We start from the raw sequence: 21570 nt of genomic DNA on the forward strand, positions 1-21570 counted from the left end.
AAACGTTTTACCGCCAGACTGTCGCCTCCATTCTGGAGGAAATCATGGTCTTGCACTCAACGCGTTGGCTGGCGCTCAGTTACTTCACCTACTTTTTCAGCTACGGTATTTTTCTGCCTTTCTGGAGCGTCTGGCTCAAGGGCGCGGGGCTAACGCCTGAAACCATCGGCGTTCTGCTTGGCGCGGGCCTGGTGGCGCGTTTTCTCGGTAGCCTGCTGATTGCACCGCGCGTTAGCGATCCCTCCCGATTAATCAGCGTGCTGCGCATTCTGGCGCTATTAACCCTTCTGTTTGCGATGGCCTTCTGGGCCGGTAGCCATGTTGCCTGGCTGATGGCGGTGATGATTGGCTTTAACCTCTTTTTCTCGCCGCTGGTACCGCTGACCGATGCACTTGCCAATACCTGGCAAAAGCAAATCACCATGGATTATGGCCGCGTGCGCCTGTGGGGCTCAATTGCCTTTGTGATTGGTTCGGCGCTGACGGGCAAACTGGTTAGCCTGTTTGATTATCATGCGATTCTGGTGCTGCTGAGCTTAGGCATAGCTTCAATGCTGCTCGGCATGCTACTGCGGCCTTCAGTGATGCCGCAGGGGGAATCGCGTCATCAGGAAGCGGCAGGCTGGCCAGCATGGCGTACGCTGGTGGTGCAGAGCTGGCGCTTCCTCGCCTGCGTGTGCCTGTTGCAGGGCGCGCATGCGGCCTACTATGGATTCAGCGCCATCTACTGGCAGGGCGCGGGCTATTCGGCGTCGGCGGTAGGGTATCTCTGGTCGCTTGGCGTGGTGGCAGAAGTGGTGATTTTTGCCCTGAGCAAGAAAGTGTTCCGCCGCTTTAGCGCGCGCGACCTGCTGCTGCTGTCGGCAGTGTGCGGCGTGATCCGCTGGGGAATTATGGGCTGGACTACGGAATTACCGTGGCTGATTGTCGCGCAGATCCTCCACTGCGGTACGTTCACCGTCTGCCACCTGGCGGCGATGCGGTATATTGCCGCGCGTCAGGGGAGCGAAGTGATTCGCCTGCAGGCGGTGTACTCTGCGGTGGCGATGGGCGGCAGTATTGCGGTGATGACCGTGTTTGCCGGTTTCCTGTACCAGCATTTGCATCAGGGCGTGTTCTGGGTGATGGCGCTGGTTGCGTTGCCAGCGTTGATCCTGCGCCCGAAAGCGGTAACCGCTTAAGCATCGAGGATCTTGCTGATATGCTGCCGCTGATGATCGCTTAATGGCCGATCGGCATGGATCAGCGGCGGCGAAAAGAGCGGCAGGGCGATCGCATAGGGCGATACCACCAGGCTGACGCTTTTCGCTGCGCCCTCTTTCTGGAAGGTGCGCGCCGCCAGATATTTTACATTGAGCGGCAGCAGGGTGAGTTCCCGTAGCTGCTGCTCAATCTCCTGCTCCAGCGTCGGGTTATCGCCCGTCAGTAGCACCACTTCTTTCTCATGTAACTCGCTCTCCTGCATAAGCCCCGCGCCAAAGATAATGGCAATCAGCGCCGCCTCTTCGTGGCTGAACTGCAGGGTATAGCGCGTCTCAAAATCGGCCAGCGCCTCGCGCGTGGTGCGCATCAGGCGCGGATAAAGACGGTCGATTTCCTCGGTAAGCTGGCTATCAATACCGATACCGAAGATACAGCGATTTAATGCCTGTGCCAGGTGAATATAGAGCTGATCGCGCAGGCTTTGTTCATCCCCCAGCTGTCGGCCAGCCAGTTGCTGAAAACGGTCGATAAGTTGATCAATGGCCAGGTGTAACTGACGATCCTGCGCATGGCCATCGTAAACGGGGTTTGGCGTGCGCATCAGCATAAACAGCAGCGCCAGAAACTGTTGTTCGCTACAGTGAGGCTGTCGATGAATACGTCGCTGCCAGTGGCGGACTATCTCGGCGGCTACCTGAAACTCCTGGGTGGTACGGGTCCAGGTACTTTGCAGCGAGTTGAAGGTGGGGCTCTCTCCCTGATGATGCTGAAGAAGGCAATATTGCAGGTAGAGGCGCAAAAACTGCGTGTCGCGGCACTCAAACTGGCGTTGCAGGCTGCGCCCGCAGCGGTTAACCAACGCCTGCAAATTAGTATCGTCATACAGCGTGCGGGCAATGCCCTGCTGTTTAAGCTGCGTTTTAAGCGCCGGGGTAAAATGATGGCTGACAAAATGCGGACATAAACGGAAGGCACGCCGCAGCCAGTGCAGTAAGCACAGGCGTAAATCAAGCGTGGTGCCTTCAATCCGATAGCTGCCGTCCGCTCCGCTGGCAATCGCCAGACGATGGTAACGCTGGATCTCCTCTCCCGTCTCGGCTATATCTTGCCGGGCAGTTGTTGCATCGACACCATTCACTTCGCCAATGAATTCGGGCGTAATGGTGTGGCCGGGAAGGTAGAACATCAGCAGCACCTGGCAGCGGCGCTGTGGACTGGAAAGCACAGATGGAGGTTCCATGAGCGTCATCATCTGAAAGATTCCAGTTTGCGTTTTTGATAAGAATAGCTAAAGGATAGTCTTTCGTCGGCGTGCTCAGCCTGTTTACGTAAGGAATATCGGCGTCGGTCACAGAATTTTTCACTGAGGAACGGATGAAGAGAGTGAAACAAAGCGTAAGTCTGGTATTTTTCGCGGTTTTATCGCTTAGCGTCCAGGCGCACCCGCATAGCTTTATCACCCTGACGACGGATGTCGTCGCGCAGGATGGGCAGATGAGCGGGCTGAAAATGCGCTGGGTAATGGATGAACTAACATCAGCAGACCTGTTGTATGACGCCGGGAAGGCTAAACCGGGCGACGAAGTGTGGAAAAAACTGGCGGCGGAGGTGATGGCCAACGTGCTGGGTCAGCACTACTTCACCGAGTTCTGGCACAACGGTAAAAAGGTGAAATTTGATAATCTGCCCACTGACTATGGCCTGGCGCGGGAGGGGCATCAGGCGGTGCTGACGTTCACGCTGCCGCTGGCAAATCCCCAGACGCTAGCCGGGCAGACCTATACCTTCTCGACGTTTGACCCGACCTATTACGTCGATATGCGCTATGAGAACGACGGGGATGTTTCGTTACCTGCGAGTTTGAAATCGACCTGCAAACTGGCGGTACATACGCCGCAGCCCAGTGACGAAATGATGTCTTATGCGTTGTCGCTTGATAAAGAAGACGCGCCGGATGAAGACATGGAGCTGGGTAAACAATTTGCCCAGAAGGTGACGTTAACATGTCAGTGAACGCTCTTGTAAAACGCCCGTCGCGCCGCTGGCTGGCGCTCTGGCCGTTAGCCATTTTTCTGCTGCTGAGCGTGCTGGCGGGCATTTGGCTGTGGCAGGCGTGGCCGCAAATCATGATAAAAAGCATCATCTGGCAGCGCGAAGTGAATCAGCAGATGAGCGGCCTGCTCAAAGCGGTAGCGGAAAACCCGACCCAGGCAGGCGGTTCGTTGCTGCTGTTTAGCTTTATCTACGGCGTGCTGCACGCGCTGGGGCCCGGGCATGGCAAAGTAGTGATAGCCACCTGGCTGGCTACGCATCCCTCAAAGCTTAAATCAAGTATTGGCCTGACGCTGGCCTCGTCACTGTTACAGGGGCTGGTGGCGATTGCGCTGGTCGTGGTGGTGTTAACGCTGCTGCAATTACCCGCGCGACAGCTTAACGTGAGCGGGTTCTGGCTGGAGAAAGCCAGCTATGCGCTGGTGGGCGTGTTGGGGCTGATGCTGTGCTGGCGAGCGTTGAAAACGCTACGACGACTGCTGCGTAAACCTACTTTTACCGCGTTTAAACCGGTTCATATCCATGATGAACACTGCGGATGCGGGCATAAACATCTGCCCGACCCGGAGCAAATTCGCAGTGGTGACGACTGGCGCGCGCGCCTGATGGTGGTGCTGTCGATGGGTATGCGTCCGTGCTCTGGCGCAATAATGGTGCTGTTGTTCAGTAAAGTGATTGGCGTATTTGCCTGGGGAATGGCATCGGCGCTGGCGATGGCGGCAGGAACGTCACTGACTATTTCGTCACTTGCGCTATTGGTGCACAGTTTCCGCCAACTGGCGGTGCGGCTCAGTGGAAATCGTGCGCCGGTATTATGGCGACAGGTGGGCTGGACAACGCTGGCATTGGCCGGTGGCGCGCTGTTGATCGCGGCGGCGGTGGTGATGTGGCTGAGTGCGGTGCCGGTTGGGCGGGGAATGCGACCGTTTTAAAACTATTTCCCCTTTTTCAGGGCCTCAAGAATAAAACGCTCGGTCTCATCGCGATAACGATTTCCATGACGGGTAGAGAATGCATCAATATGCTGCCCGTCGGGGATCAGTTCGAGCGTTTTGGGTTCTTTTGCCAGCGCATACAGCGTCTGGCTGTGTTCCGACGGGATAACGTGGTCGCCCGTACCATGCAGTATTAGCAGTGGAATAGGGCTGATATCGGCAATGTTACGATCGGCGCTGTAGCTATCGTCAAGTAACAGGCCGCTGCCGGGGATCATGTGGTTGGCAATCGCCGAATAGGACGAAAAGGTGGAGTCCAGAATCACCGCGCGGATGCCCGAGCGATCGCCATGCGTAATGGCGGAGACAATATTATTGCCACCCAGGCTTTGCCCCAGAAGTACAAGGCGCTGCGGATCGATATCCGGTCTGTGGCGGACGTAGTCGATGGCGCTGAGGGTATCATCCTGCAAACCCGCCTGAGAGGGCGTGCCCTTCGACTCGCCAAAACCCCGGTAATCAAACATAAATACGTTGAGGTTTCTGTCCGGCAGCCAGTTTACCAACGGCCAGTGGGCGGACATATTGCCCGCGTTGCCATGGGCGTGAATAACCGTGGCGATGGCGTATTCGCTTGGCCCTTTTGCCGAAGGGATAAACCAGCCGTGGAGCGTTGTGCCGTCTTTCGCGGTAAAAACGACGGGCTCTACGCTGTAAGGTTCCGGGCCGTAAACTTTGTTATCCGGGTAATAGAAGGCGTTAATCGCAATGCGCGGCAGCAGATAAATACAGACGCCGATGATGCAAAGAACGAAAAAGCACTCTATGCCGAATTTCCCACGTAAAAAGCGCATCGCAATTTCCCTTTGGCGGCTTCGTGATGATGTGAACAGCGCACGATCGTCATAAAAGGGGGCAGCGATGTAAAGAGGGGACAACCAGTTTAGGAAAAGCGCTCGGGGGAGAGGTGAGCTTGCTGACAACGTGCGCTTTGTTCTTGCCGGATGCGGCGTAAACGCCTTATCCGGCCTACAAAATAGTGCTAATTCAATCTATTGCAGGAATCTTGTAGGCCCGGTAAGCGCGAGCGCCACCGGGCACAACAATCGCTTAGCGCTTCAGCGCTTCGCTCAACTGGTCACGCATGTTCGCCAGCATCGCTTTAACAACGCGTGCGTTACCTGCAACCACGTTGCCGGTCATCATGTAGTTGTGGCCACCGGTGAAGTCGCACACCAGGGCGCCCGCTTCACGCGCCAGCAGTTCACCTGCGGCGAAATCCCACGGCTTCAGGCCGATTTCGAAGAAACCGTCTACGCGGCCAGCGGCTACGTAAGCCAGATCCAGCGCAGCGGAACCAGTGCGACGGAAGTCAGCACATTCGGTATACAGGTTGCCGAGAATGTTCATGTACGCCGGGGCGTGTTGTTTTGCTTTGAACGGGAAACCGGTCGCCAGGATGGTGCCGTCGAGGTCACGCGCGGTGCTGCAACGCAGACGGTAGCCGTTCAGCTGTGCGCCCTGGCCGCGGGTCGCGGTGAAGAGTTCGTTACGCATTGGATCGTAAACCACCGCAACTTCGGTACGGCCTTTGATGCGTACCGCGATGGAGACCGCGAAGTGCGGTAGACGTTTAACGAAGTTGGTGGTGCCATCCAGTGGATCGATAACCCATTGAACATCCAGATCGTCGCCAACATGTTCACCGCTTTCTTCGGTGATAATGGTGTGTTGCGGGTAAGATTTGCGAATGGTTTCGATGATAATGGCTTCAGCCGCTTTATCAACGTTGGTCACGAAATCGTTGCTGCCTTTCTGGCTGGTTTCAACAGAATCTGGCGTTTCGTAATGTTTGGCAATCAGGTTACCCGCCTTGCGCGCTGCGCGCACGGCGATGTTCAGCATCGGATGCATCAGGTTACTCTCACTGGATGTTAAAGAACGGGGAAAAACGGCGCATATCATAACAGCGAATTCGGACTCTGTCTTCGGTTTATGGTAATATGGTCGAATAATCTTTAGACGAAGAAAGACAATGCTGCAAAATATTCGAATTGTGCTGGTTGAAACCTCTCACACCGGCAATATGGGCTCTGTGGCCCGCGCTATGAAAACCATGGGCTTAACCAATCTGTGGCTGGTGAATCCATTGGTAAAACCTGACTCCCAGGCCATCGCCCTGGCTGCCGGGGCCAGCGATGTCATCGGCAGCGCCAATATCGTCGATACGCTCGATGAAGCGCTGGCGGGTTGCAGCCTGGTAGTGGGCACCAGCGCGCGTTCGCGCACGCTGCCGTGGCCGATGCTCGACCCGCGTGAATGCGGGCTGAAAAGCGTCGCTGAAGCAGAACACGCACCGGTGGCGCTGGTGTTTGGCCGTGAGCGCGTTGGCCTGACCAACGAAGAGCTGCAAAAGTGTCATTATCACGTCGCGATTGCCGCTAACCCGGAATACAGTTCGCTGAACCTGGCGATGGCGGTGCAGGTTATCTCTTATGAGGCCCGCATGGCGTGGCTGGCGGCGCAGGAAAGCGGCGAAGCGAAAGTTGAGCACGACGAAACGCCGTATCCGCTGGTTGATGACCTGGAACGCTTCTATGGTCACCTGGAACAAACGCTGCTGAGTACCGGTTTTATCCGCGAAAACCATCCGGGGCAGGTGATGAACAAACTGCGTCGTTTGTTTACTCGTGCGCGTCCGGAAAGCCAGGAGTTGAATATCCTGCGCGGGATTCTGGCGTCGATTGAGCAGCAGAATAAAGGTAAGTAACGGGTTGTAACGCCGGATGGCGCTTCGCTTATCCGGCCTACAGGCCGCGCAATTCGTAGGCCGGATAAGCGAAGCGCCATCCGGCAATAGGATTACAGCACCAAACGTTAAATACCTGACTAAATTACTCAAGTAAATAGTTGACCATTTTACTCGGGAATGTCAGACTTGGTCCTGCTATGCAATACCCACACATATATTATTAAAAACCCCGGGCAGGGGCGAGTTTGAGGTTAAGTAAGACATGAGACTGACATCTAAAGGGCGTTACGCCGTGACCGCGATGCTGGACGTTGCACTCAACTCCGAAGCGGGCCCGGTGCCGTTGGCCGATATTTCAGAACGACAGGGAATTTCACTTTCCTACCTGGAGCAGCTGTTCTCCCGTCTGCGTAAAAATGGTCTGGTATCCAGCGTTCGCGGTCCTGGCGGCGGCTATCTGCTGGGTAAAGAAGCTAACCACATCGCGGTTGGCGAGGTTATCAGCGCAGTTGACGAATCCGTTGACGCGACCCGTTGCCAGGGTAAAGGCGGCTGTCAGGGTGGCGATAAATGCCTGACTCACGCACTGTGGCGCGACCTGAGCGATCGCCTGACCGGTTTCCTGAACAACATCACGCTGGGCGAACTGGTGAATAACCAGGAAGTTCTGGATGTGTCTGGTCGCCAGCACACCCATGAAACAACGCGCAGCACCCGTGCGCAAGACGCAATCGACGTCAAACTGCGCGCGTAATATAAATATCCGCGCGACGGATAATAAAGAGATTTCAGAATCAGGCCGGAGCGTACCGCGCTCCGTCTCCTCGGTCGTACATCCAGCCGATAGCCTGATTCCTTGCATTGAAGCGATGTACGGAGTTTAAGAGCAATGAAATTACCGATTTATCTCGATTACTCCGCAACCACGCCGGTGGACCCGCGTGTTGCCGAGAAAATGATGCAGTTTTTAACCCTGGACGGAACCTTTGGTAACCCGGCCTCCCGTTCTCACCGTTTTGGCTGGCAGGCTGAAGAAGCGGTAGATATCGCCCGTAATCAGATTGCCGATCTGGTCGGTGCGGATCCACGCGAAATCGTCTTCACCTCCGGTGCAACCGAATCTGACAACCTGGCAATTAAAGGTGCAGCCAACTTTTATCAGAAAAAAGGCAAGCACATTATTACCAGCAAAACCGAACACAAAGCCGTGCTGGACACCTGTCGTCAGCTTGAGCGTGAAGGTTTTGAAGTCACCTACCTTGCCCCTCAGCGCAACGGTATCATTGACCTTAAAGAACTCGAAGCGGCGATGCGTGATGACACCATTCTCGTTTCTATCATGCACGTGAACAATGAAATCGGTGTGGTACAGGACATCGCGACCATCGGCGAAATGTGCCGTGCGCGAGGTATTGTGTACCACGTTGATGCGACCCAGAGCGTGGGCAAACTGCCTATCGACCTGAGCCAGCTGAAAGTTGACCTGATGTCCTTCTCCGGCCACAAAATCTATGGTCCGAAAGGCATTGGCGCGCTGTATGTGCGTCGTAAACCGCGTATCCGCATCGAAGCGCAGATGCACGGTGGTGGTCACGAGCGCGGCATGCGTTCTGGTACTCTGCCTGTTCACCAGATCGTCGGCATGGGCGAAGCTTACCGTATCGCCAAAGAAGAGATGGAAACCGAAATGGCCCGTCTGCGCGCTCTGCGTAACCGTCTGTGGAACGGCGTGAAGGATATGGAAGAGGTTTACCTGAACGGTGACCTGGAGCAGGGCGCACCGAACATTCTTAACGTCAGCTTCAACTTTGTTGAAGGTGAATCGCTGATTATGGCCCTGAAAGATCTGGCCGTTTCTTCCGGTTCCGCCTGTACGTCTGCAAGCCTCGAGCCATCCTACGTGCTGCGAGCGCTGGGCATGACCGACGAGCTGGCACACAGCTCTATCCGTTTCTCTTTAGGTCGTTTTACTACCGAAGAAGAGATTGACTACACCATTCAACTGGTTCGTAACTCCATTGGCCGTCTGCGCGACCTTTCTCCGCTGTGGGAAATGTTCAAACAGGGCGTGGATCTGAACAGCATCGAATGGTCACATCACTAATCGGTAGATAAGAGGAATTCAATCATGGCATACAGCGAAAAAGTTATTGATCATTACGAGAACCCGCGCAACGTTGGCTCTTTCGACAACAGCGATGAGAGCGTAGGTAGCGGCATGGTTGGCGCGCCAGCGTGTGGCGACGTGATGAAGTTGCAGATCAAAGTCAACAATGAAGGTATCATTGAAGACGCGCGTTTCAAGACCTACGGCTGCGGTTCTGCTATCGCGTCCAGCTCGCTGGTTACCGAATGGGTAAAAGGCAAGTCTCTGGACGAAGCGCAGGCGATTAAAAACACCGACATCGCAGACGAGCTTGAACTGCCGCCAGTGAAAATTCACTGCTCTATCCTGGCAGAAGACGCGATTAAAGCCGCCATTGCGGATTACAAAAGCAAACGTGAAGCAAAATAAGAATTGAGGTTTTGTTATGTCGATTACATTGAGCGACAGTGCAGCAGCGCGAGTCAATACCTTCCTGGCCAACCGCGGTAAAGGGTTTGGTCTGCGTCTGGGCGTGAGAACTTCCGGCTGCTCGGGTATGGCGTATGTACTGGAATTTGTTGATGAACCTGCGGCAGAAGATACCGTGTTCGAAGACAAAGGCGTGAAGGTGGTGATCGACGGTAAAAGCCTGCAATTCCTCGACGGTACTCAACTGGACTTCGTCAAAGAAGGCCTGAACGAAGGGTTTAAATTCACCAACCCGAACGTCAAAGATGAGTGCGGTTGCGGCGAAAGCTTTAACGTGTAACTGAACGTCACCAACCCCACCGCAGGCCACCTGTGGGTGGGGTTTTGTTTTATTTACCCTGAGATTGTTATGGATTACTTCAGCCTCTTCGGGTTACCCGCCCACTATCACGTCGATACTCAGGCCCTTGCGACCCGTTTCCAGGATCTGCAACGTCAGAACCATCCCGACAAATTCGCCAGCGCCAGCGCGGCCGAACAACTCGCTGCGGTGCAACGTTCCGCAACCATCAATCAGGCCTGGCAAACGCTGCGTCATCCGCTGCCGCGCGCGGAATATCTGCTGTCGCTGCACGGTTTTGATTTAGCCAGCGAGCAGCACACGGTGCGCGATACCGCCTTTCTGATGGAACAACTGGAACTGCGCGAAGAGCTGGACGAGATTGAACAGGCGAAGGATGAAACGCGTCTGGAAGGGTTTATTAAACGTGTCAAAGCGATGTTCGACACCCGCCATCAGCAGATGGTGAAAGAATTAGACGATGAAGCGTGGGAGACGGCGGCGGATACCGTGCGTAAACTGCGTTTTCTCGATAAACTGCGCAGCAGTGCTGAACAACTCGAAGAAAAACTGCTCGACTATTAATTTCGGAAGCTCAATATGGCCTTATTACAAATTAGTGAGCCTGGTCTGAGTGCCGCGCCGCATCAGCGTCGTCTGGCGGTTGGCATCGATTTAGGCACCACCAATTCTCTGGTTGCGACGGTCCGTAGCGGCCAGGCGGAAACTCTGGCCGACAGCCAGGGTCGTCACCTGCTGCCCTCTGTTGTCCATTACCAGGCGCAGGGCCACGTCGTGGGTTATGATGCGCGCGCCAATGCCGCGCAAGACCCTGCTAACACCATAAGTTCCGTCAAACGCCTGATGGGCCGTTCGCTGGCCGACATTAAGGCGCGTTACCCGCATCTGCCGTACCAGTTTGAGGCAAGCGTTAATGGCCTGCCGATGCTGGTCACTGAAGCCGGTGTGTTGAACCCGATTCGCGTCTCTGCCGATATCCTCAAAGCGCTGGCGGCGCGGGCGACTGAATCGCTCGCCGGTGAACTCGACGGCGTGGTGATTACCGTTCCGGCTTACTTTGACGATGCACAGCGTCAGGGCACCAAAGACGCCGCGCGTCTGGCGGGCCTGCATGTACTGCGTCTGCTTAACGAACCGACCGCTGCGGCCATTGCCTATGGCCTGGATTCCGGTCAGGAAGGCGTGATTGCCGTGTATGACCTGGGCGGCGGCACGTTTGATATCTCTATTCTGCGTTTAAGCCGCGGCGTGTTTGAAGTGCTGGCGACGGGCGGCGATTCTGCGCTCGGTGGCGATGACTTCGACCATTTGCTGGCGGACTACATTCGCGAACAGGCAGGTATTCCCGATCGTAGTGACAACCGCGTGCAGCGCGAACTGCTGGATGCCGCTATCGCCGCTAAAATCGCCCTGAGCGATGCTGACAGCGTGACGGTTGAGGTTGCAGGCTGGAAAGGCGACATCACCCGCGAGCAGTTTAACGACCTGATTTCCGCACTGGTTAAACGCACCCTGATGGCCTGCCGTCGCGCGCTGAAAGATGCGGGCGTGGAAGCGGATGAGGTGCTGGAAGTGGTGATGGTCGGCGGTTCAACGCGTGTTCCGCTGGTGCGTGAACGCGTGGGTGAATTCTTTGGCCGCACGCCGCTGACCTCTATCGACCCGGATAAAGTTGTCGCCATTGGCGCGGCGATTCAGGCGGATATTCTGGTGGGCAACAAGCCAGACAGTGAAATGCTGTTGCTGGACGTCATCCCGCTGTCGCTTGGTCTGGAGACCATGGGCGGGCTGGTGGAGAAAGTTATACCGCGTAACACCACTATTCCAGTGGCGCGCGCGCAGGAGTTCACCACCTTTAAAGATGGCCAGACGGCGATGTCTATTCACGTGATGCAGGGCGAGCGCGAACTGGTGCAGGATTGCCGTTCGCTGGCCCGTTTTGCGCTGCGTGGTATTCCGGCGCTTCCGGCGGGTGGTGCGCATATTCGCGTCACCTTCCAGGTCGATGCCGACGGGCTGTTAAGCGTGACCGCGATGGAGAAATCCACCGGGGTGGAATCCTCAATTCAGGTGAAACCGTCTTACGGTCTGACCGATGGTGAAATCGCCACCATGATTCAGGATTCTATGAGCTACGCCGAGCACGATGTTAAAGCCCGTATGCTCGCGGAGCAAAAAGTAGAAGCAGCACGCGTACTGGAGAGTTTGACCGGTGCTCTGGCCGCCGATGCCGCGCTGTTAAGCGCCGCAGAACGTCAGGAGATTGATGAAGCCGCTGCGCATCTGAGCGCGGTAGCCGAAGGCAATGACACTGACGCCATAGAACAAGCCATTAAAAACGTTGATAAACAAACCCAGGAATTCGCCGCTCGCCGTATGGACAAATCTGTCCGTACTGCGCTGAAAGGCCAATCCGTGGACGAGGTTTAATATGCCAAAGATTGTTTTTCTGCCCCACCAGGACCTGTGCCCGGATGGCGTAGTTGTGGAAGCTGAGACCGGTGAAACCATTCTGGATGCTGCGCTGCGTAGCGGTATCGAGATTGAACACGCCTGCGAAAAATCCTGTGCCTGCACCACCTGCCACTGCATCGTGCGTGAAGGTTTTGACTCTCTGCCGGAAAGCACTGAAGACGAAGACGATATGCTGGATAAAGCCTGGGGGCTGGAACCGGATAGCCGTCTGAGCTGTCAGGCGCGCGTCACCGACGAAGATCTGGTGGTCGAAATTCCGCGTTACACAATTAACCACGCACGCGAGCATTAACAGAGGATAGTATGGGACTGAAGTGGACCGACAGCCGTGAAATAGGCGAAGCGCTTTACGACACCTTCCCGGATACCGATCCGAAGACCGTGCGCTTTACTGACCTGCACCAATGGATTTGCGACCTTGAGGATTTTGATGATGACCCTCAGGCATCAAATGAAAAAATCCTTGAGGCAATTCTGCTAGTTTGGTTAGACGAAGCTGAATAAGTCACATATCGGGCTGCCTTCGGGTGGCCCGTTTACTAATTCGGGTGGCACGTTTACTAATAAGGATAACTAAAATGACCGAAGCGATGAACATTACGCTTACCACGCAGCCAGCCGATGCGCGCTGGGGCGAAAAAGCGACTTATAGCATTAATGATAATGGAATCTCCCTGCATCTGACCGGTAAGGACGACCTGGGCCTGATCCAGCGCGCGGCGCGTAAAATTGACGGACTGGGTATTAAACATGTGGCGCTCACCGGCGAAGGCTGGAGCGCCGACAGCGCGTGGGCTTTCTGGGCCGGTTATAAAGGCCCGAAAGGCACGCGTAAAGTGGAATGGCCGGAGCTGGATGACGCGCAACGTCAGGAACTCGATAACCGCCTGACCATCATCGACTGGGTGCGCGATACCATCAACGCCCCGGCGGAAGACCTCGGCCCGTCACAGCTGGCGCAGCGTGCGGTTGATCTGCTGTGCAGCGTCGCTTGCGATCAGGTTTCTTACCGCATCACCAAAGGCGAAGATCTGCGCGAGCAGAACTACATGGGAATTCACACCGTAGGCCGTGGCTCTGAGCGTGCGCCGGTGCTGCTGGCGCTGGACTACAACCCAACCGGCGACAAAGACGCGCCGGTCTATGCCTGCCTGGTCGGCAAAGGCATCACCTTCGATTCCGGCGGTTACAGCCTGAAGCAGAGCGCGTTCATGGACTCGATGAAGTCCGACATGGGCGGCGCGGCAATGGTCACCGGCGCGCTGGCGTTTGCGATCACCCGTGGTTTGAACAAACGCGTGAAACTGTACCTGTGCTGCGCCGACAACATGGTGAGCGGCAACGCCTTCAAACTGGGCGATATCATTCACTATCGCAACGGTAAAAACGTTGAAGTGATGAATACCGATGCGGAAGGGCGTCTGGTGCTGGCGGATGGTCTGATTGACGCGTCTGCGCAGAAACCGGAGCTGATTATTGACGCAGCGACCCTGACCGGTGCGGCGAAAACCGCACTGGGTAACGATTATCACGCGCTGTTCAGCTTCGACGATGGCCTGGTCAATCGTATGATGGCGAGCGCGGCTGCGGAAAACGAACCGTTCTGGCGTTTACCGCTGGCGGAGTTCCACCGCAATCAGTTGCCATCTAACTTTGCCGAGCTGAACAACACCGCGAACGCCACTTATCCGGCGGGTGCCAGTACCGCGGCGGGCTTCCTGTCTCACTTCGTAGAGAACTATCACGAAGGCTGGCTGCACATCGACTGCTCCGCTACCTATCGTAAAGGCGCGGTAGAGCAGTGGGCGGCGGGCGCAACCGGGCTGGGCGTGCGCACGATTGCGAATCTGCTAACCGCTGAATAATCTTTGTGGCCCCTCACCCTAACCCTCTCCCCCAGAGAGAGGGGACTGCTCCGTGCGGTTTTCTCCCTCTCCCTGAGTGAGAGGGCCGGGGTGAGGGGGAACCGACATCCTGGAACCCTCTATGTCCGAAACCAAAAACGAATTAGAAACATTGCTTGAACAGGCGGCGACCGAACCGGCGCATCGCCCGGCGTTCTTCCGCACGCTGCTGGAATCCACCGTGTGGGTGCCTGGCACGGCGGCGGAAGGTGAGCAAATTGTGGAAGACAGCGCACTCGATTTACAGCACTGGGAAAAAGATGACGGCACGTCCGTTATCCCATTTTTCACCTCGCTGGAAGCCTTGCAGGAGGCCGTAGAAGAGGAACAGGCATTCGTGGTAATGCCCGTTCGCACGCTGTTTGAAATGACTCTCGGTGAAACGCTGTTCCTCAACGCCAAACTGCCGACCGGAAAAGAGTTCACCCCGCGCGAAATCAGCCATCTGATTGGCGAAGAGGGGAGTCCGCTTAGTACGCAGGAAGTGCTGGAAGGCGGCGAATCGCTGATCCTGTCAGAAGTTGCGGAGCCGCCGGCCCAAATGGTCGACTCGCTCACCACGCTGTTTAAAAACATCAAACCGGTAAAACGCGCGTTTATCTGTTCAATCAAAGAGAGCGCAGAAGGTGAAGCGAACCTGCTGATTGGTATCGAAGCGGACGGGGATATCGAAGAGATTATTCACGCCGCAGGCAGCGTGGCGACCGATACGCTACCGGGCGATGAACCGATTGATATCTGTCAGGTGGTAAAAGGGGAAAAAGGTATCAGTCACTTTATTACCGAACATATCACCCCGTTTTACGAGCGCCGCTGGGGCGGCTTCCTGCGTGATTTTAAACAGAATCGGATTATCTAGTTTTGAGGAAGGCCGCCCCGCAGGGCGGCATCCTGGCTTACCTGCCCATTACATTGATTGCGTTGCGAAAAGCGTAGCCTGAAAGATCCCAGTCTTCGTTAACGTGAGCAAACAGTGCGCTGGTTACAATAAGCACGATACAAACGTATCGTTTCATTGCGCGGTCCATGCAAAGACCGCATCACGGCAGCACCACTGGCGATAATGACGTGATAGCAAGTACTGGGGGTACCTGCGCATACGGCCACGGAACGACCTTCCCTTAAGCCAGTGCCCGTTTGCGAGACGGCGGAAAGGGCCGAGTAAATAATACTCTCTTTTTGCAAGGCTATTCCATAAGTGGACTTGACTTCAGCGCTCTGAAAACGGATTATTTCATCACTGGGGAGTACCTGCGTTGCTTTCGCAACACAACCCGCTGGAAAGGCCGCGAACCGGACCAGCAATAAAAAAAACCGCCTTTTTATGGGCGGTTTTTTTATTGCTGCAATGCGCGTTATTTCACCGGCTCAACCGGCAAGTCATCGCGTGCGCCCCATTCGCTCCAGGCACCGTCATACAGCGTCACGTCGTCAGCTTCAAGCGTTGCCAGCGCCAGCACAACCACTGCCGCCGTTACGCCGGAACCACAGCTGGCGACAATCGGGCGGTTGAGGTCCACGCCTGCACGGTCAAAAATTGCGGTCAATTCATCAACGGTTTTCAGCTCACCGTTGAAGACTAAATCGCCCCACGGCACGTTGCGCGCTCCAGGAATGTGTCCACGACGTAAGCCCGGGCGTGGCTCGTCAACTTCGGCGTTAAAGCGTGGTGCCGGGCGGGCATCGACGATTTGCGCAGTGCCTTCGTGACTAATCAGCAGCACGTCGGTCAGGCGCTTAATTTTCTGTGCATCGAATTTCACCTCGAAGTCGCCTTCGACCATATCGACATTACCCTGCTCAAGCAGGTAATCATCGCGTTTCCAGCCCGCTAATCCGCCAGCCAGAATGGAGACTTTTTCAGCACCAAATGTACGCAGCATCCACCAGGCGCGCGGGGCCGAGAAGAGATTGCCCTCATCGTAAACCACCAGATGTTTATCGCTACTCACGCCCAGTTCGCGCATGGCGACGGCAAAGGCTTCCGGGCGCGGCATCATGTGCGGTAGCGAGGTGGTATGGTCTGAAAGCGCTTCAATATCAAAGAAAAGAGCATCAGGGAGATGACCGTCGCGGTATTCTGCGGCCATATCACGATGTTCCTGCCCCGGCGGCGCCATGCGGGCATCGATAATCTGAACTTCCGGGTCGTTAATGTGTTCTGCCAGCCAGTCGGCGGCGACAAAGAAAGAGGTGCTCATATGGGCCTCCATTTATCAGTTGTAAAAGAATTGTCGGCGTTTTGCCGGGCAGTGACAAGTTAATGACTCCAGGTATGTGATAACACCGAATAAGTTACTGAATAAATAATTCGGAAAAAGACAGCTATTTATACGTTAGCAGAGGTGGTAAAACGCCGTTCACGCGTAATACTATTGAGCATTCATGACAAACAGGCTCCAGAGCCAGAGGTTCTAAGGATGAAACCCTTCCGTTTGGCGGCACTTGCGCTGCTTGCCGCGTCGACGCTTGCCGGCTGTGATAATAACGATAAAGAGAAAACCGTTGCGCCTGCACCTGCAGCCACAACGTCTACCCCGGCGACGCCTGCTCCCGCAAAACCTGATAGCGCGATGTTAGCCAAACTGGCTCAACAGAGCGAAGGAAAGGCCTTAACTCTGCTGGATGCCTCGGAATTGCAGCTTGAAGGCGCGTCGGCGCTGGTGCTCACGTTCTCAGTGCCGCTCGATCCCAATCAGGATTTCGCCAAAACCGTGCATGCCGTCGATAAAAAGAACGGCAAAATTGACGGTGCCTGGGAGCTTGCCCCGAATCTGAAAGAACTGCGTCTGCGGCATCTGGAGCCAAAACGCGAACTGATTGTTACCGTCGATCCTGAACTGGTTGCGGTGAATAAGGAGACGCTGGGCAAAGGCGTCGAAAAAACAATTTCTACCCGCGATATTGCGCCAACGGTCGGTTTTGCCAGCCGTGGTTCGCTGCTGCCGGGTAAAGTGGTGGAAGGGCTGCCGGTGATGGCGCTCAACGTTAACAACGTCGATGTAAACTTCTACCGCGTGAAGCCGGAGTCGCTGGCTTCATTTGTCAGTTCGTGGGAATACCGTAACTCGCTGAGCAACTGGGAATCTGACGAACTGCTGAAAATGGCGGATTTAGTCTACACCGGGCGTTTTGATCTCAACCCGGAGCGTAACACCCGCGAGAAACTGCTGCTGCCGCTGAAAGATATCAAACCGCTGCAACAGTCTGGTGTATACATCGCGGTGATGAATCAGGCCGGGCACTATAACTACAGTAATGCCGCCACGCTCTTTACCCTGAGCGATATCGGCCTTTCCGCGCACCGCTATCACAATCGTCTGGACGTCTTTACCCAAAGTCTGGAAAACGGCGCGGCGCAGTCGGCGGTCGATGTACAACTGCTGAATGAAAAAGGGCAAACTCTGGCGCAGGCGAACAGCGATGCGCAGGGGCACGCCACGCTGCAAACCGATAAAGAAGCGGCGCTGGTGCTGGCGCGCAAAGATGGCCAAACCACGCTTCTCGATCTCAAACTCCCGGCGCTCGATCTTGCTGAATTCGCCATTGCCGGCGCGCCTGGCTACAGCAAACAGTTCTTCATGTTTGGCCCGCGCGATCTCTATCGTCCTGGTGAAACCGTCATCCTGAACGGCCTGCTACGCGATGGCGATGGCAAACCGCTGGCGGAACAACCGGTCAAAATCGACGTGGTGAAACCCGACGGCCAGGTGGTGCGCAGCGTGGTCAGCAAACCGGTGAACGGTCTGTATCAATTGAACTATCCGCTCGATAGCGGCGCGGCGACCGGGATGTGGCATATTCGCGCCAACACCGGTGATAACCAGCGCCAGGAGTGGGATTTCCACGTTGAAGATTTCATGCCTGAACGTCTGGCGCTTAACCTGAGCGCCGAGAAAACCCCGCTGGCACCAGAAGATGATGTGAAGTTTGGCGTTGTCGGTTACTACCTCTATGGCGCACCGGCCAATGGCAACACCTTACAGGGCAAACTGTTCCTGCGTCCGCTTCGTGATGCCGTTGCCGCCCTGCCGGGTTTCCAGTTTGGCGATATTGCGGAACAAAATCTCTCGCGCAGTCTGGATGAAGCCAGCCTGACGCTGGATGAAAAAGGGCGCGGCGAAGTGACTACCTCCAGCCAGTGGCAGGAAGCACATTCCCCGTTGCAGGTTATTTTACAGGCCAGCCTGCTGGAATCGGGCGGCCGCCCGGTGACGCGTCGTGCCGAACAGGCTATCTGGCCGGCGCCGGAACTGCCGGGTATTCGCCCACAGTTTGCCAGCAAAGCGGTGTATGACTATCGCACCGACACCACCGTGAATCAGCCGATTGTCGACGAAGACAGCCAGGCCGCATTTGATATCGTTTATGCCAACGCGCAGGGCGAGCGCAAAGCGGTTGAGGGCTTGCAGGTTCGCCTTATACGTGAACGCCGCGACTATTACTGGAACTGGTCAGAAGACGAGGGCTGGAAATCCCAGTTTGACCAGAAAGACCTGGTGGAAGGCGAAGAGAGCCTTAATCTCAAAGCCGATGAAACCGGCAAGGTCAGTTTCCCGGTTGAGTGGGGCGCCTACCGTCTGGAAGTGAAAGGGCCGAACGATACCCTGAGCAGCGTACGTTTCTGGGCCGGTTACAGCTGGCAGGATAACAGCGACGGCAGCGGCGCGGCGCGCCCGGATCGCGTGACCATGAAGCTGGATAAACCGTCCTATAAACCGGGCGATACCATCAAGCTGCACGTAGCCGCCCCGGCGGCGGGCAAAGGTTATGCGATGGTGGAATCGAGCGAAGGCCCGTTGTGGTGGCAGGAAATCACCGTTCCCGCGGAAGGGCTGGATCTCGCCATTCCGGTGGATAAAAGCTGGAATCGTCATGACCTCTATTTGAGCACGCTGGTGGTGCGTCCGGGCGATAAATCCCGTTCCGCCACGCCAAAACGCGCGGTCGGCGTACTGCATCTGCCGCTCGGCGATGAAAACCGTCGTCTGAATATCGCTCTTGATGCGCCTGCGAAAATGCGCCCGAATCAGCCGTTGACGGTGAAAGTGAAAGTTGACCGTAAAGAGGGGGCTGCGCCGAAACAGGTGAACGTGCTGCTTTCGGCGGTGGACAGCGGCGTGCTGAACATTACTGATTACACCACGCCCGATCCGTGGCAGGGCTTCTTCGGTCAGAAGCGCTATGGCGCGGATATTTATGATATCTACGGTCAGGTGATTGAAGGGCAGGGGCGTCTGGCGAGCCTGCGCTTTGGTGGTGATGGCGATGAGCTGAAACGCGGCGGTAAACCGCCGGTTAACCACGTCACCATTATCGCGCAGCAGGCCCAACCTGTAACGCTTGATGAAAACGGCGAAGGCACCGTCACGCTGCCGATTGGCGATTTCAACGGCGAACTGCGCGTGATGGCGCAGGCGTGGACCGATGAAGACTTTGGCAGCAGCGAAGATAAAGTGGTGGTTGCCGCGCCGGTGATTGCTGAGCTGAACATGCCGCGCTTCCTTGCCGGTGGCGATACCGCGCGTCTGACGCTGGATATCACTAACCTCACGGATAAACCGCAAACGTTGAACGTACAGCTGGCGGCGAGCGGGTTGATTCAGCTGGAAGGCGCGCAGCCTGCGCCAATTACCTTACAGCCGGGCGTGCGCAATATTCAGTTTGTGCCGGTTAGCGCGAAAGAGGGTTTTGGCGACGGTCAGGTGGATATCACGGTAAGTGGCCTGACATTGCCGGGTGAAACGTTGCCGCCGGTCAGCAAATCCTGGAAGCTGGGCGTACGCCCGGCCTTCCCGGCGCAGACGGTGAACAGCGGCGCGGCGTTGCAGCCTGGCGAAAGCTGGAGTATGCCGCAGGGCTATCTGACGAATTTCTCCCCGGCCACGGTCCAGGGGCAACTGCTGCTGAGCGGCAAGCCACCTCTGAACCTGGCGCGCTATATTCGTGAGCTGAAAGCGTATCCGTATGGTTGTCTGGAGCAGACTGCCAGCGGTCTTTTCCCATCGCTATACACCAATGCCGCTCAGCTCAAAACGCTCGGTATTACCGGCGACAGCGATGAGAAACGTCGCGCGGCGGTAGATGTGGGCATTTCGCGGATGCTGCAAATGCAGCGTCAGGATGGTGGTTTCGCCCTGTGGGATAAAGAAGGCCCTGAAGAGTACTGGCTAACCGCCTACGCGATGGACTTCCTGGTGCGCGCGGGCGAACAGGGTTACAGCGTATCGGCTGACGCCATCAACAAAGGTAATAATCGTCTGCTGCGCTATTTGCAGGAGCCGGGGCTGATGACGCTTCGCTACAGCGATGATACCGCCGCCAGCCGCTTTGCCGTGCAGGCTTATGCCGCGCAGGTGCTGGCGCGTCAGCAGAAAGCGCCGCTCGGCGCGCTGCGCGAAATCTGGGAGCGTCACGCACAGGCGAAATCGGGCTTGCCGTTGATGCAACTGGGCGTGGCGCTGAAAGCGATGGGCGATGCGCCGCGTAGTGAAGAAGCGATTCAACTGGCGCTGAAAACGCCGCGTGCCGACAAGCAGCATTGGATTGGCGATTACGGTAGCGCGCTGCGTGATAACGCCCTGATGCTGGCGTTGATGGAAGAGAACAAACTGCTGCCAGATGCGCAAAACACGTTGCTGCAAACGCTCTCTGAACAGGCGTTCGGCGAGCGTTGGCTATCCACGCAGGAAAGCAATTCGCTGTTCCTGGCGGGTCGCGGTCTTGCTGATTTGCCGGGCAACTGGCAGGCACAAACATCGCTGGATGCCGCACCGTTGCAGAGCGATAAAGCACAAACCCGTAATCTGGATGCGGATCAGTTAGGCGCGTTGCAGGTGACTAATAGCGGCACGCAGCCGCTGTGGTTGCGCCTCGATGCCACCGGGTACCCGGAGTATTCGCCAGAGCCGGTCAGTAACGTATTGCAGATTGAACGCCAGATCCTCGGTACTGACGGAAGGCCGAAAGCCATCTCTTCACTGCGCAGCGGCGACCTGGTGCTGGTGCGCCTTGAAATCAACGCCAGCCAGAACGTCCCGGATGCGCTGGTGGTCGATATGCTGCCTGCCGGGCTGGAGCTGGAAAATCAGAACCTGGCAAACAGCAGCGCCAGCCTTGCGGATAACGCAGGCGAAGCGCAGAACCTGATCAACCAGATGCAACAGGCGGATATTCAGCATATGGAATTCCGCGACGATCGCTTTGTGGCGGCCGTTGCCGTCAATGAGAACCAGCCGGTCACGCTGGTTTATCTGGCTCGCGCGGTGATGCCGGGTACCTATCAGTTGCCGCAGCCGCAGGTGGAATCGATGTATGTGCCGCAGTGGCGCGCGACCGGCCAGGCGGATGGCCCGCTGATCGTCACGCCGTAA

General features: G+C 56.2%; 19 protein-coding genes. 15 read left to right on the forward strand and 4 right to left on the reverse strand.

All coding sequences use genetic code 11. The features are described 5' to 3' along the window. Positions 1-44 precede the first annotated feature (44 nt). Positions 45-1181 (forward strand): 3-phenylpropionate MFS transporter, encoded by a 1137-nt coding sequence (locus G163CM_RS00630; protein ID WP_231826504.1) that lies wholly within the window; start codon positions 45-47, stop codon positions 1179-1181. Here the strand turns inward: G163CM_RS00630 and csiE are convergent. Then, positions 1178-2455, reverse strand: coding sequence for a stationary phase inducible protein CsiE (gene csiE, locus G163CM_RS00635; protein WP_231826505.1), 1278 nt, complete (start codon positions 2453-2455; stop codon positions 1178-1180). The two genes, G163CM_RS00630 and csiE, sit on opposite strands and share 4 nt — an antisense overlap. A gap of 122 nt (positions 2456-2577) precedes the next feature. On the opposite strand from csiE, the gene G163CM_RS00640 reads away from it, so the two are divergent. Both G163CM_RS00640 and G163CM_RS00645 read left to right on the forward strand, forming a co-directional pair. After that, positions 2578-3216, forward strand: a complete 639-nt coding sequence (locus G163CM_RS00640) for a DUF1007 family protein (RefSeq protein ID WP_231826506.1) — start codon at positions 2578-2580, stop codon at positions 3214-3216. Then, positions 3207-4187 carry a nickel/cobalt transporter gene (locus tag G163CM_RS00645; RefSeq protein WP_231826507.1) on the forward strand — a complete coding sequence of 327 codons (981 nt, stop codon included), beginning with the start codon at positions 3207-3209 and terminating at the stop codon, positions 4185-4187. The genes G163CM_RS00640 and G163CM_RS00645 overlap by 10 nt, the downstream gene beginning before the upstream one ends. Positions 4188-4189: 2 nt before the next feature. On the opposite strand, the gene G163CM_RS00650 is transcribed toward G163CM_RS00645, so the two are convergent. Together G163CM_RS00650 and suhB are read right to left on the reverse strand one after the other, a co-directional pair. Next, complete coding sequence (locus tag G163CM_RS00650) at positions 4190-5044, reverse strand: alpha/beta hydrolase (RefSeq protein ID WP_231826508.1); 855 nt, start codon at positions 5042-5044, stop codon at positions 4190-4192. 256 nt (positions 5045-5300) lie between these two features. Next, a complete protein-coding gene (gene suhB, locus G163CM_RS00655; RefSeq protein WP_015963421.1) occupies positions 5301-6104 on the reverse strand; it encodes an inositol-1-monophosphatase in 804 nt (267 codons plus the stop codon). A gap of 121 nt (positions 6105-6225) precedes the next feature. Here suhB and trmJ point away from each other — a divergent pair, with 121 nt between their 5' ends. From trmJ to sseB, 11 genes are all read left to right on the forward strand, one after another. Further along, positions 6226-6960, forward strand: coding sequence for a tRNA (cytosine(32)/uridine(32)-2'-O)-methyltransferase TrmJ (gene trmJ / locus G163CM_RS00660; protein WP_231826509.1), 735 nt, complete (start codon positions 6226-6228; stop codon positions 6958-6960). Between the two features lie 244 nt (positions 6961-7204). After that, positions 7205-7696, forward strand: a complete 492-nt coding sequence (gene iscR / locus G163CM_RS00665) for a Fe-S cluster assembly transcriptional regulator IscR (protein WP_015963423.1) — start codon at positions 7205-7207, stop codon at positions 7694-7696. A gap of 135 nt (positions 7697-7831) precedes the next feature. Then, positions 7832-9046 carry a cysteine desulfurase gene (iscS, locus tag G163CM_RS00670; RefSeq protein ID WP_231826510.1) on the forward strand — a complete coding sequence of 405 codons (1215 nt, stop codon included), beginning with the start codon at positions 7832-7834 and terminating at the stop codon, positions 9044-9046. Positions 9047-9070: 24 nt separating this feature from the next. Next, entirely contained in the window at positions 9071-9457 is a 387-nt protein-coding gene (gene iscU / locus G163CM_RS00675; RefSeq protein WP_005120408.1) for a Fe-S cluster assembly scaffold IscU, read from the forward strand. A 16-nt stretch (positions 9458-9473) separates the two neighbouring features. Then, positions 9474-9797, forward strand: coding sequence for an iron-sulfur cluster assembly protein IscA (gene iscA / locus G163CM_RS00680; protein ID WP_004104506.1), 324 nt, complete (start codon positions 9474-9476; stop codon positions 9795-9797). A 69-nt stretch (positions 9798-9866) separates the two neighbouring features. Further along, positions 9867-10382: a co-chaperone HscB gene (gene hscB / locus G163CM_RS00685; RefSeq protein ID WP_231826511.1), complete on the forward strand. Its 516-nt coding sequence runs from the start codon at positions 9867-9869 to the stop codon at positions 10380-10382. A gap of 15 nt (positions 10383-10397) precedes the next feature. Next, positions 10398-12248, forward strand: coding sequence for a Fe-S protein assembly chaperone HscA (hscA, locus tag G163CM_RS00690; protein WP_231826512.1), 1851 nt, complete (start codon positions 10398-10400; stop codon positions 12246-12248). A 1-nt stretch (position 12249) separates the two neighbouring features. Continuing rightward, positions 12250-12585, forward strand: coding sequence for an ISC system 2Fe-2S type ferredoxin (gene fdx, locus G163CM_RS00695; RefSeq protein ID WP_015963427.1), 336 nt, complete (start codon positions 12250-12252; stop codon positions 12583-12585). An 11-nt stretch (positions 12586-12596) separates the two neighbouring features. Further along, positions 12597-12797, forward strand: a complete 201-nt coding sequence (iscX, locus tag G163CM_RS00700; RefSeq protein ID WP_015963428.1) for a Fe-S cluster assembly protein IscX — start codon at positions 12597-12599, stop codon at positions 12795-12797. A 74-nt stretch (positions 12798-12871) separates the two neighbouring features. Continuing rightward, positions 12872-14158, forward strand: a complete 1287-nt coding sequence (gene pepB, locus G163CM_RS00705) for an aminopeptidase PepB (protein ID WP_231826513.1) — start codon at positions 12872-12874, stop codon at positions 14156-14158. 121 nt (positions 14159-14279) lie between these two features. Continuing rightward, positions 14280-15056 carry an enhanced serine sensitivity protein SseB gene (gene sseB, locus G163CM_RS00710; protein WP_231826514.1) on the forward strand — a complete coding sequence of 259 codons (777 nt, stop codon included), beginning with the start codon at positions 14280-14282 and terminating at the stop codon, positions 15054-15056. Positions 15057-15552: 496 nt separating this feature from the next. On the opposite strand, the gene sseA is transcribed toward sseB, so the two are convergent. After that, entirely contained in the window at positions 15553-16398 is an 846-nt protein-coding gene (gene sseA, locus G163CM_RS00715; protein ID WP_231826515.1) for a 3-mercaptopyruvate sulfurtransferase, read from the reverse strand. Between the two features lie 219 nt (positions 16399-16617). On the opposite strand from sseA, the gene G163CM_RS00720 reads away from it, so the two are divergent. Then, positions 16618-21570, forward strand: coding sequence for an alpha-2-macroglobulin family protein (locus tag G163CM_RS00720; protein ID WP_231826516.1), 4953 nt, complete (start codon positions 16618-16620; stop codon positions 21568-21570).

Source organism: Pseudocitrobacter corydidari, assembly GCF_021172065.1.
GTDB classification, from domain to species: domain Bacteria; phylum Pseudomonadota; class Gammaproteobacteria; order Enterobacterales; family Enterobacteriaceae; genus Pseudocitrobacter; species Pseudocitrobacter corydidari.

Bases quoted from the DNA above. Each gene is read 5' to 3' on its own strand.
- G163CM_RS00645 (WP_231826507.1), top strand. From the start codon at position 3,207: ATGTCAGTGAACGCTCTTGTAAAACGCCCGTCGCGCCGCTGGCTGGCG.
- G163CM_RS00630 (WP_231826504.1), top strand. From the start codon at position 45: ATGGTCTTGCACTCAACGCGTTGGCTGGCGCTCAGTTACTTCACCTAC.
- G163CM_RS00720 (WP_231826516.1), top strand. From the start codon at position 16,618: ATGAAACCCTTCCGTTTGGCGGCACTTGCGCTGCTTGCCGCGTCGACG.
- iscX (WP_015963428.1), top strand. From the start codon at position 12,597: ATGGGACTGAAGTGGACCGACAGCCGTGAAATAGGCGAAGCGCTTTAC.
- iscA (WP_004104506.1), top strand. From the start codon at position 9,474: ATGTCGATTACATTGAGCGACAGTGCAGCAGCGCGAGTCAATACCTTC.
- fdx (WP_015963427.1), top strand. From the start codon at position 12,250: ATGCCAAAGATTGTTTTTCTGCCCCACCAGGACCTGTGCCCGGATGGC.
- G163CM_RS00650 (WP_231826508.1), bottom strand. From the start codon at position 5,044: ATGCGCTTTTTACGTGGGAAATTCGGCATAGAGTGCTTTTTCGTTCTT.
- sseA (WP_231826515.1), bottom strand. From the start codon at position 16,398: ATGAGCACCTCTTTCTTTGTCGCCGCCGACTGGCTGGCAGAACACATT.
- G163CM_RS00640 (WP_231826506.1), top strand. From the start codon at position 2,578: ATGAAGAGAGTGAAACAAAGCGTAAGTCTGGTATTTTTCGCGGTTTTA.
- iscS (WP_231826510.1), top strand. From the start codon at position 7,832: ATGAAATTACCGATTTATCTCGATTACTCCGCAACCACGCCGGTGGAC.
- trmJ (WP_231826509.1), top strand. From the start codon at position 6,226: ATGCTGCAAAATATTCGAATTGTGCTGGTTGAAACCTCTCACACCGGC.
- csiE (WP_231826505.1), bottom strand. From the start codon at position 2,455: ATGATGACGCTCATGGAACCTCCATCTGTGCTTTCCAGTCCACAGCGC.
- iscR (WP_015963423.1), top strand. From the start codon at position 7,205: ATGAGACTGACATCTAAAGGGCGTTACGCCGTGACCGCGATGCTGGAC.
- sseB (WP_231826514.1), top strand. From the start codon at position 14,280: ATGTCCGAAACCAAAAACGAATTAGAAACATTGCTTGAACAGGCGGCG.
- iscU (WP_005120408.1), top strand. From the start codon at position 9,071: ATGGCATACAGCGAAAAAGTTATTGATCATTACGAGAACCCGCGCAAC.
- hscA (WP_231826512.1), top strand. From the start codon at position 10,398: ATGGCCTTATTACAAATTAGTGAGCCTGGTCTGAGTGCCGCGCCGCAT.
- suhB (WP_015963421.1), bottom strand. From the start codon at position 6,104: ATGCATCCGATGCTGAACATCGCCGTGCGCGCAGCGCGCAAGGCGGGT.
- hscB (WP_231826511.1), top strand. From the start codon at position 9,867: ATGGATTACTTCAGCCTCTTCGGGTTACCCGCCCACTATCACGTCGAT.
- pepB (WP_231826513.1), top strand. From the start codon at position 12,872: ATGACCGAAGCGATGAACATTACGCTTACCACGCAGCCAGCCGATGCG.